The following is a 12,386-nucleotide window of genomic DNA, read 5'->3' as shown; positions in this document are numbered from 1 at the left end:
GGGCGGGGCAGTGGGGCCGGCAGGGGGGCGGCCGCGGCCATACAAGGCGCGAACGCTCCGGGCCGTGGCGCGCTTGCACCTCGGCTATAGCCTGAGCATGGGGTGGGGGGCGTGTGAGTCTTTACTTACTTCAACTGCTGGCAGGTCGTTTCCGGCACTCACGGAAAGCACTTCATGGCCTGGGCGGCAGCCGGGCGGGAACAGCCCATCGGCACTGTTTCCCCCAAGGGCCGCGAGCTAAACCGGCTCAGCATCGCCCCCGCCAAGGGGGCGCCGAGCCCGCGGGCGACGTGGTTCAGCGGAGTGGCGCTGGGGTTGAACCGCGTTCGAGCGCGATATCGCACCGCCGAGCCCGATTGCGAAGCGCGGCGTAGCTTCCTGGGCAAGATCCACAGCTGGCGCAGAGTGAGCGCTCACCTAATGCCGGCAGGCATCGGCGCGAGCGGGATGGCCGGGCCGCTCGAACCCGGCACTTCGATCAGGCGGAGTAGGTCCGGGCTGCCAGTTGGCGATTGGTCAGCCGGTTTTGCCGCACGACGCGTTCGGCCACGTGAGCGAGGAAACGGTCGATTACCGGCCAGGCGTCGAGGGCGTCGATTTCCCAGGAATGCCCCCACAGGTGGAACAGGGCCTTTTGTTCGCAAGCGTAGTCAAACAGTGCAATGAGCCGTTCATTCCAATCCTTGAATTGCAATGCCAGCCGTAATCCATTGGTGCGGCGATCCCAGTTTCCCCCTCGAATAAAGTTGCGCAAATAGACCGAGGACGGGTGCGGATAAAACTGGATCGTGGTTGGCATTTCATAATCGCGATCGCCGGCATCGAAACGCAAATTAACGGTGGTGCGCGCATATTCAAAGCCGGCCGCCTTTACCATTTGTGCATGCGGCGCGTTATACGAACCGCCCGGATAGCAGAATCCGTGGACCGCTGCGCCCAGCTGGTCTTCCAGCTTCTTTTTGCCTTCCGTTATCTGCCGCACGGCCTCGTCCTTGTCGACAGTGCGCAGGTAACAGTGGTCGAGGGTATGCGAACCGATCTCGAATTGAAGGGCGAGTTCGCGCAATTGGCCGGTGGACATCACGGGCAGGCCCTCCCGGTTGCGGTGCGGGATGAAAAATGTCGCGTTCAGGCCGTACTTGACCAACAGCCCGGCCAATTTCATGTCGGACGGATGCCCGTCATCGAAGGAGCAAGTAAAAACGGTATTCATCGCTTTTCCTCTCCGGATGAGTTTTAGGATACGCCACGGTGAGATCAGGCAGGCCGTATCGCTGCCTCCCCGCTCACGGCCGCAAGGCATGCTGTCAGGATGCCCTGCGATGCATGGTCGAAGGTATAGCGGCTGACCACCTGGCGGCTGCGTTCCGAGAATTGCTGGTACCTGGCCGGGTCGGTGAGCAGCGACAAGACATGGCCGGTCCACAAGTTCGGCTCCAGCTCGGCCACGAAGCCGTTTTCCCCGTCCAGCACCAGTTCGCCGGCGACGCCGGCATGCGGCGAGACCAGGACCGGCAGGCCGGCGGCGCACGCCTCGTTCGCCACCACGCCCCAGGGGTCGAAGGTGGAGGGGAACAGGAACAGCCGCGCCGATTGGTACAAGCCAGGCAATTGCTCCTGTGATGCGAAACCGTTGAAGCTCGCGTGTACCTGGTCGCGATAGAGCAACGCCTTTTGCTTGAGCTGTTGCTCCAGGCTGCCTGTGCCGACGAACAGGATACTCACCGGTCGGCCGAGACGCCCCGCCACGCGCCTTGCCACATCGAGGGCGAAGAACGGGTTCTTCACCGCTTCGATCCGCCCGCAGAACAGCAGGTCGAACGGCCGCGCCTGGTCCGGCATGCTCGAATAGGCTGAATTGTCGACGCACAGGCAGGCGCCGAAACAGCGCTCGTCGGGAATGCCGTAGCTGGCGTACAGGCGCTTGCCGCCCAGGCTGGCGTAGATGAACGCCTGCGACCGGGCATACACGAAGCGCCGGATCCAGCGGTGCAGCGCCGACAGGCACTGTTCGGAGTCGAAGGTGCCGTCGGTCATGGCGACGTGCGGCAGCCCGTGGTAGAGCCCGTAGCCGATGGCATACAGGTGCGTGGGATTGAACCCGGTGGTGATGATCACGTCAGGCGCGGCTTGCCTCAAGGCTTTGACGACGTCCGGATTGTTGTGGATGTACGTGTCCCGGAACCGGATGATGCGCTCGCGCAGATAGGTGCTGGTATACCGTGAGTCCGGCAGGTTCCATTCGCGGTTCGGTTCGCGCTTGCAGCAGTAGATCACGTGCAGGCTGATGCCGGGCGTCTCGGCCAGCCTGTTCAGGGCGGGGATGCGGTAGGGCGCCGGGCCGTTGGTGACAAGGGCGATTTTCATGTCATGGCAGGAGCTAGGGATGCTTGCGTTGTCCCAGGTGGCAGGAGGTGGCCAGCACTTTCAGGTACGGCCACATCCAGTAGAGCGGCCACAGGTAGCCTGCGTGGCGGCGGCACACGATCAGCCAGGCGCGCCACGGCAGGCCTTTCGGCGACAGCATCGCCTTCAAACGGCGCGAGAGCGGCAGCGAGCGGTCGTGGAAGCTGCCGGCCAGCTTGGCATCGTCCACGCAGCGCCCCGCATAGGCAGGCATCACCCACATCGGGATGCCGGCCTTGCGCGCGCGAAAGCCGTAATCGGTGTCCCCCATTGCATGGATGAAGCCGGCGTCGAGGTTGCCCAGTACCTCGGCCGCTTCGCGCGAGACCAGCACGCAGTTGCCGTTGAAGGTGTCGCAGCGCTGGATCTCGGTCAGCGGATCGAGCTTGACCAGGGTGAGCGGGCGCAGCCGGCTGCGCTGCCGTTCGCCGCCGTAGCTGGTCCGGCCGCGTTCGTCATGGGTCGAGCCGACCACGATGCCGGCGCGGCCTGCACGGCGCGCCGCACTGGCATGCGTGTCCAGCATGGTCTGCAGCGCGTCCGGATACAGGAAGGTGTCATCGTTGAGCCAGAGGAAGAAATCGTAGTTGCCCTTGAAGGCCTCGTCCATTGCCAAGCGCATGCCGCCGTTCCAGAACAGCGAGCCATTGCCCAGCAACACGCGCGCCCCCGGACAGCGCTGCAGGATCGCCTCGGCCGTGCCATCGGTGCTGCCGTCGTCGGTGATGAAGAAATCGAGCGCGACCGCGGGCAGGGCGGTCTGGGCCAACATGCTGTCGATGCTGGCGACGGTCTTCTGGCGGCGGTTAAAGCAGGTAACGATAACGGCGATCTTCGGCGCGCGGCGCGGTGGGGAGCTGGCCATCTCGTTCTCGCTGGCTGATGAAAGGAGTGACCCCGACATGGTAGGTAAATGGAGGGAACTCTTCATGACTGTCCTCAAGCCGGCCGGCGGTACGGGTGGGGGCCGACGGGGCCCTGGTCGTTCTTTCCCGTGGCGAATGCGAGCGTGTGCGTGCGCCCGGCGGCGCGCAGGTAGCTGATCGCAATGCCGATCAGCATGCCGTCGACATAGGTGGCCCAGTACGGAATGTAGAAGGCGAAGAAGGCGGACAGGATGGCGACGAAAGCCGGGGCCCAGCGCTTGCGGCCCTCGCCGGCCGCGCGCAGCGCGCCGGTCCACAGGCGGTAGAACAGGTAGAGCGTGGCGCACACACCTATCAAGCCGCCGCGGTACAGCATGTGCACCAGGAGGTCGTGCGGCACCATGTCGAATTCGGTGCCGTCTTCCACCGGGATCGGGTTGTAGCCGCCGCCGTAGGGCTTGCCGACCAGATAGACCATGGGATCGTGCGAGTCGGCCCACTTCTCGATCAGCTCGCTCCAGTTGTCGACCCGGGCCACCATGGTGCCTTCCTTGGTGCTCATGGCCTGGTCGGCCGAGCCCTTGATCGAGGACATGACGCTGCTGCCGCCCGCGGCGGCGACGAACAGCACCAGGGGCACCAGCGTCAGCGCGAGGATGGTGCCGGAGCGCTTGCGCTTGTGCGTGCGCCGGTCCAGCCAGATCAGGCAGGCGGTGCCGATCACCACGCTGGCCCAGACCGAGCGATGTTGCAGGACCAGGATGGTCAGCGGCAAGAACGGCAGCAGCAGGCGCGGCAGCGGTGGCAGCTTGCCCGCCATGAGTTTGAACAGCAGGAGCAGCAGCCCCACGGCGATCACCAGCGCCGCATCGGCGCTCACCACCCGGAACCGCACGCCGGTGGTATCGAGCGACATGATTTGAGCCGCATAGCCGGGGTCGACCGCCGAACGCGCCCAGCGGTAATACACGATCAGGCAGACCAGCGCGGCGAACACGATCCAGCTGTTGGCGACGCGCTCGATGGTCGCCTCGGTCCAGTTGACCGAGCAGAAATACGCAACCGAGACCCACAGGTAGAAATGGCCGCGCCAGTCGACCCCGGCGGCGGTGCCGAACTGGCGCGTGCCCAGCACGAACAACAGCAACTGCACGGCGCCGATCACCCACCAGGCCAGCGGCACGCTGCGCGCTCTGGTGGCCAGCGCAAACCTGAGCAGGCACGACATGGCCAGGACGATGAAGAACAGGTCTTGCGGGTAGAGCGAAATGCCGAGCTGGAACGCGAGCGGGACGTTGGCCGTCTCCAGCAGGCACAGGCAGAAGACCAGGCAGGCGACGTGCTGCGGCTTGGCCGCGAGCCAGCCGACCGCCCAGGCCAGGACGACGCACGCGGCCAGCGAGGCGACCAGGGCGAGAAGGATGGGCGTCATGCGCGGCCCCCGATCATCCGCCGCCGGCGGCTCTGGCCGCCGCGTAGGCGTCCAGGTAGGCCGGGATCACGCTGGCGGCCGACCACAGCCGTTCGGCCCGCTCGCGGGCCGCCGCGCCCAGCGCTTGCGCGCGCCGCCGGTCCTCGAGTACCCAGGCGATCCCGCGCGCCAGGTCTTCCGGCCGGTAAGGCTCGGCCAGGTAGCCGGTGACGCCATGCTCGACCACGTCCGGCAGGCCGGTGCAGTTGAACGCGACCACCGGGCAGCCGCAGGCGTGGGCTTCGGTGCCGGACTGCGGCAGGTTCTCGCGGCGCGACGGGATGATCACGACGTCGGCGGCCCCGTACAACAGGGCCAGCGTGAAGTCGTCGCCGATCTGCCCCATCCACCGCACCGGATAGGGAACCGCGCTCGCATGCTGCGGTTCGCTCTGGCCCAGCACCATGCACGACAAATTGGCCTGCATCCGGCGCTGGTTCAGGATCGTCAACGCTTCCACCAGCAGGTCGTAACCCTTGTTCTGGTCGCGGGCGCCGCCCTGCGCGCCGAACAGGACGATCTTGCCGTCGACCGGCAGGTTGAGCACGTGACGGCACCAGGCCTGGTCCAGCGGCTTGAAGACGGTGAGGTCGAGCACGTTGGGAATCACGGATACGGGCCAGTCCTTCATCAGGCTGCTGCTCTGCACGCAGTTGGCGAGCCACTGGCTGGGCGTGACGATCTGGAAGGCGCGGGTCCAGGCGCGCTGCTTGCGCAGCCAGGTGTAGCGGTCCAGGTCCAGCCCACCAGCGTCCGGCGCCCGGTTCTCGCGCCGGTAGCCGGTGCGCCAGCGCGCCTGCGGCCCGTCTTCCGTCACGTGCTCGGCGCCGCAGAAGGCCCACATGTCGTGCAGCGTCCAGATCACCGGCTTCCTCAGACGCCCCAGGTCTTCGATCGACATCATCTCGCCGGCGACCCAGTGCAGGTTGACGACATCGGCATCGCTGCGGTTCAGGCTGGCCGCCAGGTTGGACGGCAGCAGATTGACCGAATGCATGTTCAGGTTGGGGCTGGTCTGCAGGCGCATGACACCTGCGCCGAATTTGGAGCGCAGCAGCTTCCTGGCCTTCCCGAACGTGGTCGACGGCCCGCTGACCGTCCAGTCGTCTGTCTTCTTGACGTGCACCATCATCCGCGCGCTGACCTGTTTTGATCGCAAGGCACGATACAGCCGATAGGCGGCGCGGCTGGCGCCGCCCGCGTTATCGGATATGCTCAGGATGCTCACGCGTGTCATGTTGGGCTCTGTTCTGGCTGGCGATCCAGGATGGTCTGCAACCATTGCCCGGCCAGGCGCCGGCTGTCGAACCTGTCGTGGTAACGGAGCGTGGCCGCGCGCGACAGGCGCTGGTAGGCCGGGGCGTCGGTCAGCGTCTGGACGAGGATGCTCGCGGCCTGCGAAACATTGTCGAGCGGCCAGTAGTATCCTTCCACGCCCTGGCGGAAGATCTCGGTGATGCCGCCCACCGCGGGCGCCAGTATCGGCCTGCCCGCCGCCAGCGCTTCGATCAGGACGATGCCGAAGCTTTCGACGCGCGCCGCGTGCACCAGGATGCGGTGCTGCGGGATCAGCGCGGCCGCGTTGTCGCGAAAGCCGGCGAAGGTGACCTGCCGTTCCACCCCCAGTTGCCGGGCCAGCGCCTCCAGCCGCGGCCGGTCCGGGCCGTCGCCGACCAGGGTCAGGGTGTACGGCCAGCCCATCGCATTGCAGCGCGCCAGCACCTGCAGCAGGAAGGCCTGGTTCTTGCGCGGTTCGAGCGTGCCGATCGCGATCATGTCGCCGGCCAGGGACGGTGCGGCGGTACCGGCTTTGGCCGGCGCGCGCGCGAAGTTCGGCAGCACGATATTGGGCACGCGCGCGGCGACCGGCAAGCGTTGCAGCACCTTGTTGCGCATGAATTCCGAGACGAAGATGATCTGGTCGACCTCGGGCAGCGCCTCGCGCTCGTTGGAAGAGACGAAACGCCACAGCGCACCGCCTCGTTTTGCCTCGCCCTGCATCACCAGCTCGTCCGCCTCGGACACGTTGTAATGCACCACCGTGACCACACGGCAGTCGTGCTGGCGCTTGATGCGCAGGGCGATCTTGGCGCTCAAGGGGTCCTGGGCGTAGAGCGTGGCCGGCACGCGCGCGCCGCTGCGGCCCTCCAGCAGTGCGCACAGCTTCGCCTCGAGCACCTTGCTGTTGACCCAGCGCACCACGAGCTCGGTGAACTCGCGCCGCAGCAGATGGCGGGCGAGCCAGAGTGCGCACCGCGCCCACAGCCTGCCGGCAGGGTAGGGCGACACCAGCAGCGGCGTGATGCCACAGGCCCGCGCCTCGCGCATCAGCTGGTTGAAATGCATTTCGACGCCGGTCGGGCCCTTGCCGTCGAGCAGGCTCACAATGATGAGTTCGTATTTCAACGCGCTCTCCCGCTTACACGTTGAGGAAGCGCCGCAGCGGGCTGGACAGGCGCTCGACCGCCACCAGCGTCGCCAGGTTCTGTTTCAGGAAGCGCCCGCCCAAGAGGCGCAGCAGGCCGGCCAGCGCCAGGCCGCACGCAGCTGCCACCGCCACCAGCCGCGCCAGCGGCGCCAGCGAGGCGAGCACGGCGTCGGTCGACGCCGCCACGGCGGCCACCAGCACGCCGACCAGCACGGGATCGCGGAAGGTCCGGACATACTCGGCAAGCGTGGCGCCCGTCACGCGCAGCGTATCGATCGCCAGCAACAGCCAGCGGACCACGTAGGTGCCGAACACCGCCCAGGCGACGGCCTGCAGCGAGACCTGCACGGCGAGGAACAGGGCGGGGACGAACAGCAGCAAGGTGATCAGCTGGTTCTTCAGCTCCAGCCCCACGCGGTTGCCCGCCATGAGGATCGGCCCCTTGATCGCCAGCAGGGCATTGACCATCACCGCCAGCGCCAGCGGCGTGACCAGCGGCACCGATGACTGCCAGGCCTTGCCGTAGACGGCCTGGATCAGCGTGTCCGGCACCACGGCCGCGGTGGCGAACAGCGGCAGGCACAGCATGGCGACGCCGGCATTGGTTTCGAGATAGATGCGCTTGACCTGCTGGCGGTCGGACTGGGCCCGGCTGCAGGCGGCAAACAGCACGCCCTGAAAGCCCGCCGTGATCACGCTCATGGGTGCGTTCATCAGGTTGAGCGCGCGGTTGTACAGGCCCAGGTTCACCACCCCGAACGCGCGGCCGATGCAAAATACGTCGAGGTTGCTGATGCCCCAGCTGGAGAGGTTGGCGGCCGTGACCTTCAGGCCGAAGCTGAGCATGTCGTGCGCATCGCGCCGCAAGCACGGGGCCAGCGGAACCGCGGTGAGGCGGATCAGCAGCACTGAATTGAGCAGGGACTGCAGCAGCTGGGCCACCACCAGGCTCCACACGCCGGCGCCATACCAGGCGAGCGGCAGGCCGGCGCACAGGTAGCCGGCCAGGTAGGACACGATGGCGACCTGCTGCAGGGCCTTGAAGTTGAGCGAGCGGCGCAGCACCGCGGCCGACGTTTCGCCAAGACACTGGAATACGAACAGCAGCGACATCGCCTGGATCACGGGCGCGCCATCCGGCTTGTGGAAATACGCCGCGATGGCCGGTGCTGCGGCCAGGGTGGAAACGGTCAGCAGGCTGGCGAATGCCATCTGGCAGGTGAAGATGAAGCGCAGGTCCAGGTTGGACAGGCGCTCGCGCTGCACCAGGGCGGCGCCGAAACCGAGGTCGGCGAACAGGTTGCCGATTCCCAGCATCATCCAGGCGATCGCGATGATCCCGAACGGTTCCGGGCCGAGCAAACGGGCCAGCAGGATGCCGATGACAAACTGCGACAGGCTGCGCATGAAATTGCCGAGATAGTTCCATTTGAGGGCTTGCCAGCCCAACCTGGGAGATCTCACGCGCGGCGCTTTGCGGTCACCAGCTATCATTTGCTCGCCTTAACATTCGCCCTTGCTAGTTGTTCAGGTGTGGGGCCCGGCAGCGGAATTTACGGGCGGCAGGCAAGTCCAGCCGTTGCAAATTTTCCGAAAAGATTGATGAATCGACAATCCACCCTCGGTCATTGTCACGGATCGTCAGATGAACCTGCTTAATATCCATCAACCGGGGTGGCGAAAGCCTGATGCGGCGGCGGCGTGGCGTAATCGGCGGACGCCGAAAAGCTGAGCAGTGGAAATAAAATCGGTGAGCAAGAACTACCGTCGTAGGGTGCGCACCTGTGCGCACGCGGTCACCGCATGCTGACTTGCGGCGGCCGCTTCCCTGCACTACGTTCGCGAACCGCGTGCGCGCAGGTGCGCACCCTACGAAACCCCCACTTAGCGGTGACACCGCCAAAGAAAAAGCCACGCGGCCCGGAGGCGGCGTGGCTTGGGTACTGGACGCCTGGTGATTACAGGGCGTTCATTTCCTTGAGCAGGTTGTCGGCGTGGTCGACGTGCTTCATGTTCCACAGGATGTAACGCACGTCCACCTGGATGTCACGCGTGTTGGCCTTGTTGAAGTCCCAGTCCGAAATGATCGAGTCGAGCGTGCCGTCGAACGCCAGGCCGATCAGCTCGCCCTTTGCGTTCAGCGCGGCCGAGCCGGAGTTGCCGCCGGTGATGTCCAGCGTCGCCAGGTAGTTGACCGGAACCGTCTTCAGTTTCGGATCGACGTACTTGCCGAAGTCCTTGGCCTTGATCGCCGCCAGCTGGCGTTCCGGCGCGTTGAACTCGCCTTCGCCGGTGTGCTTGGCGACCACGCCCTTGACCGTCGTGAACGCGGTCCAGGAGCCGGTGCCGTCGGCGCCGTAGTCGCGGCCGGCGATCTTGCCGAACGTGACGCGCAACGTGCTGTTGGCGTCCGGATAGACGGCCTGGCCCTTGCTGTTCATGTAGGCAATCTTCGCCTTCATGTAGTTGGCGTAAGCCTGCTGGATCTTGCCGCCCAGCTCTTCCTCCTCGGCCTCTTCCTTCATGTTTTCGTCGTACATGGCGACGGCGGCGCGGATGAAGCTGTCGTCGCCGGCCTTGAACTCTGCCGGCGACTTCTTCATCCAGGCGAGGCGCTCTGCCTTGTTGGCAAGCTTGGAACCGGCATACAGCTTGTCGAGCGCCGCCTGCAGTTCGGCTTCGCTCATGCCGGCCCGGATGCCGAGTGCGGCATCGAACGCCGGGTGGTGTTCGCTGGCAGGCTGCGCCAGGTACTTGGCGAGGAAGTGCGCCACCAGCGCCTTGTCGACCTTTTCGTCGTAGGTGCGGTCCTGTCCGCCGATGACCGAGTTCAGGCGCGGCAGGTCGCGCTGCTGGTAGCCGAGCTTGCGTTCGGCGTCCGGCTTGGCCTGCTCGTTGGCCAGGCGGTACAGCGTGCGTGCCGAATTCAGGAAGCGCGGCGTGGCGTAGCTCAGGTAGAAGTCGCGGCGGGTCTCGGCGTCGCGCTGGGCGATCAGCTTTTCGACCTGCTCGATGCTGCCGCCGAACTCGGCCTTGCGTGCCGGGTTGGCGTTGACCCAGGCCTTGAGCGCGTCATGCTCGGCCGTCTTGCGCGCCAGGATGTCGCTGTCCTGGTAGCTCGCGATCATGCCCTTGCGGTTCTTGTAGTAGTTGTTCACGCTGGCGATCTGGCTGGCGTACTTGAGCTTGGCAGCCGGGTCGTTCTTGGTCACGCGCTCGATAATCGACAGCACCTCGCCCGAGGCCTGCACGAAGGCCGGGTAGTTCCAGTCGAAGGTGTTCGCCACTTCCGACGGCAGGCGGTGGCGGTTGGTGCGGCCAGGATAGCCGACCACCATGATGAAATCGCCTTCCTTCACGCCTTGCTGCGCAACCTTCAGGTAGTGCTTGGGCACGTAGGGAACGTTGTCCTTCGAAAATTCGGCAGCCTTGCCGTCGCGGCTCACGTAGGCGCGGTAGAAACCGTAGTCGCCCGTGTGGCGCGGCCACATCCAGTTGTCGGTGTCGCCACCAAACTTGCCCACGCCCGACGGCGGCGCATGCACCAGGCGCACGTCGCGGATTTCCAGCTGCTTGGTGAGGTAGAACTCCAGGCCGCCGTAGTAGCTCGGCGCGGTGCAGCGGTAGCCGGCGTCTTTCTCGCAGGCAGCTACCAGCGCTTTCTGGTTGCGCTCGATAGCGTCGATGCGCGCCTTGCCGGACAGCTTGGCCACTTCCGGCGTGATGATCTTGTCCGTGACATTGGTCACCTGCTCGGTCACGAAGATGCGGCTGCCCGGCGCCGCCGGCAGTTCTTCGTCCATGGTTTTCGCCAGGAAGCCGTTGGCCAGCAGGTCGCGCTCGGGGGTCGAGTTGGCGGCCACGCTGCTGTAGACGCAGTGGTGGTTGGTCACCACCAGGCCCTGCGGCGAGACGAACGACGCCGAACAGCCACCCAGGCTCACCACCGCGCCCATCGGGAATTCGGTCAGTTTGGTCAGGGATGCCGGGTCAAGCTTCAGGCCGGCGGCTTTCAGTTGCTTGGCTACTTGTGGCAGCTGCTGCGGCATCCACATGCCTTCGTCCGCGTGCGCGGCAAAGCTGGTCAGGATGGCGAGCGAGAGGAGGGTTTTTTTCATCGCGTCTAGGCTCTCGTTGTGGAATAGGGGCGTGCCCGTCGGATGGACAGACGCGACAGTATCGACAATCGAGGCGTAAATCGTCAACCGATTTCGGCAGAATAATCTGTTTGCTACCGTTTTGCGGCGACTTGGTGGACTGATCAGTCCGGCGATGGAAGGGGGCCCGTGGGCGCAACCAGGCGAAAAAAACCAACGCGATAAAGCGTTGGTTTTTATTGCGCGGCCACCTCTTATCGCGCCCTGCCGCGCCGCAGCAGATTGACGATGGCCAGCAGGATAATTGCCCCCAGGAAGGACACCAGCAGCGAGGAGATGCTGAAGTCATTTGAGTTGATGGTGCCGGTGCCAAATAGCGGCGACAGCAGCCAGCCACCCAGGAAGGCGCCGACGATACCGACCACGACATTGAGAATCATGCCTTGTTCCGCATCGGTTTTCATGACCATGCTGGCGAGCCAGCCGAGAATGCCACCAACGATGATCCAGATGATGAATAACATGCTGTCCTCCTCCTTAAAGTAAAAGGCTACTCCAGGCCAATTGATTGCCGTGGCCACGCGAAAAAGTCTAGAGAGGTGGCGCTCCATGGTCGGTGCGGCAACGAACGTTAGACGGCCAAACACGGCACGCGTTCGTTGTGGAGCGGCATCGCATGAACTGGGTGCGTCACCGAACAGAGCAGCACGCCGCCTGGGCTTATCGTTTTACAACTGGCAACCACCTTCAGAGTTGCAACGACCCCGCACACTGACTCTTGAAAGGAATCATCATGAGTACCTACGACACGAGGCACAACCAATCGCGCATGGTCACCGGCCTGTTCCCGGATCGCGCCAGCGCCGAACGCGCCTGCAAGGCGCTCGCACCCCGCGGCTACGGCATGGACGACGTCAACGTGATGATGTCCGACACCACCCGCAAGACCTATTTTGGCGATACCGAAACTGAGCTGGGCAGCAAGGCCGCGGAAGGCGCCGGCATCGGCGCGGGCATCGGCGGCACGCTCGGCGCCGTGTTGGCCGGCATTGCCGCGGTCGGCACGAGCCTGGTGATCCCGGGCTCCGGGCTGGTGGTGGCCGGCCCCCTGGCCGCGG

9 protein-coding genes and 1 pseudogene are annotated in these 12,386 nt (G+C 65.2%); 1 reads left to right on the top strand and 9 read right to left on the bottom strand.

Annotated features, from left to right (window positions below):
• Positions 1-478: 478 nt before the first annotated feature.
• The 9 genes from E4O92_RS00050 to E4O92_RS00010 all read right to left on the bottom strand — a co-directional run bounded on the left by E4O92_RS00050 (position 479) and on the right by E4O92_RS00010 (position 11,792).
• The gene (locus E4O92_RS00050) at positions 479-1,213 is read right to left on the bottom strand and encodes a polysaccharide deacetylase family protein (protein WP_135187694.1); all 735 of its coding nucleotides are present in this window, start codon (positions 1,211-1,213) and stop codon (positions 479-481) included.
• A gap of 44 nt (positions 1,214-1,257) precedes the next feature.
• On the bottom strand, positions 1,258-2,367 hold the full coding sequence (locus E4O92_RS00045) for a glycosyltransferase family 4 protein (RefSeq protein ID WP_135187693.1): 1,110 nt from the start codon (positions 2,365-2,367) through the stop codon (positions 1,258-1,260).
• A 13-nt stretch (positions 2,368-2,380) separates the two neighbouring features.
• Complete coding sequence (locus E4O92_RS00040; protein WP_167759653.1) at positions 2,381-3,271, bottom strand: glycosyltransferase family 2 protein; 891 nt, start codon at positions 3,269-3,271, stop codon at positions 2,381-2,383.
• A 74-nt stretch (positions 3,272-3,345) separates the two neighbouring features.
• The gene (locus tag E4O92_RS00035) at positions 3,346-4,704 is read right to left on the bottom strand and encodes an O-antigen ligase family protein (protein WP_135187691.1); all 1,359 of its coding nucleotides are present in this window, start codon (positions 4,702-4,704) and stop codon (positions 3,346-3,348) included.
• Between the two features lie 13 nt (positions 4,705-4,717).
• The gene (locus E4O92_RS00030; protein WP_206076785.1) at positions 4,718-5,980 is read right to left on the bottom strand and encodes a glycosyltransferase; all 1,263 of its coding nucleotides are present in this window, start codon (positions 5,978-5,980) and stop codon (positions 4,718-4,720) included.
• Positions 5,977-7,149, bottom strand: coding sequence for a glycosyltransferase family 4 protein (locus E4O92_RS00025; RefSeq protein WP_135187690.1), 1,173 nt, complete (start codon positions 7,147-7,149; stop codon positions 5,977-5,979). Before E4O92_RS00025 ends, E4O92_RS00030 begins: the two co-directional genes overlap by 4 nt.
• A 13-nt stretch (positions 7,150-7,162) precedes the next feature.
• A complete protein-coding gene (locus tag E4O92_RS00020) occupies positions 7,163-8,635 on the bottom strand; it encodes a lipopolysaccharide biosynthesis protein (protein WP_167759652.1) in 1,473 nt (490 codons plus the stop codon).
• A gap of 494 nt (positions 8,636-9,129) precedes the next feature.
• Positions 9,130-11,289 carry a S46 family peptidase gene (locus E4O92_RS00015; protein WP_135187688.1) on the bottom strand — a complete coding sequence of 720 codons (2,160 nt, stop codon included), beginning with the start codon at positions 11,287-11,289 and terminating at the stop codon, positions 9,130-9,132.
• A gap of 233 nt (positions 11,290-11,522) precedes the next feature.
• Positions 11,523-11,792, bottom strand: coding sequence for a GlsB/YeaQ/YmgE family stress response membrane protein (locus E4O92_RS00010; protein WP_135187687.1), 270 nt, complete (start codon positions 11,790-11,792; stop codon positions 11,523-11,525).
• A 269-nt stretch (positions 11,793-12,061) separates the two neighbouring features.
• Between E4O92_RS00010 and E4O92_RS00005 the strand changes: the two are divergent.
• Positions 12,062-12,386, top strand: a pseudogene (locus tag E4O92_RS00005) (hypothetical protein); the annotation flags it as partial.

Origin of the sequence: Massilia horti (assembly GCF_004614195.1) — a bacterium.
In the GTDB taxonomy this organism is placed as follows: Bacteria; Pseudomonadota; Gammaproteobacteria; order Burkholderiales; family Burkholderiaceae_D; genus Telluria; species Telluria horti.
The sequence above is the reverse complement of the archived record's forward strand: the minus strand, read 5'-3'. Positions and strand labels throughout refer to the sequence as shown.

Bases quoted from the DNA above. Each gene is read 5' to 3' on its own strand.
- E4O92_RS00035 (WP_135187691.1), bottom strand. From the start codon at position 4,704: ATGACGCCCATCCTTCTCGCCCTGGTCGCCTCGCTGGCCGCGTGCGTC.
- E4O92_RS00015 (WP_135187688.1), bottom strand. From the start codon at position 11,289: ATGAAAAAAACCCTCCTCTCGCTCGCCATCCTGACCAGCTTTGCCGCG.
- E4O92_RS00050 (WP_135187694.1), bottom strand. From the start codon at position 1,213: ATGAATACCGTTTTTACTTGCTCCTTCGATGACGGGCATCCGTCCGAC.
- E4O92_RS00040 (WP_167759653.1), bottom strand. From the start codon at position 3,271: ATGGCCAGCTCCCCACCGCGCCGCGCGCCGAAGATCGCCGTTATCGTT.
- E4O92_RS00010 (WP_135187687.1), bottom strand. From the start codon at position 11,792: ATGTTATTCATCATCTGGATCATCGTTGGTGGCATTCTCGGCTGGCTC.
- E4O92_RS00045 (WP_135187693.1), bottom strand. From the start codon at position 2,367: ATGAAAATCGCCCTTGTCACCAACGGCCCGGCGCCCTACCGCATCCCC.
- E4O92_RS00030 (WP_206076785.1), bottom strand. From the start codon at position 5,980: ATGACACGCGTGAGCATCCTGAGCATATCCGATAACGCGGGCGGCGCC.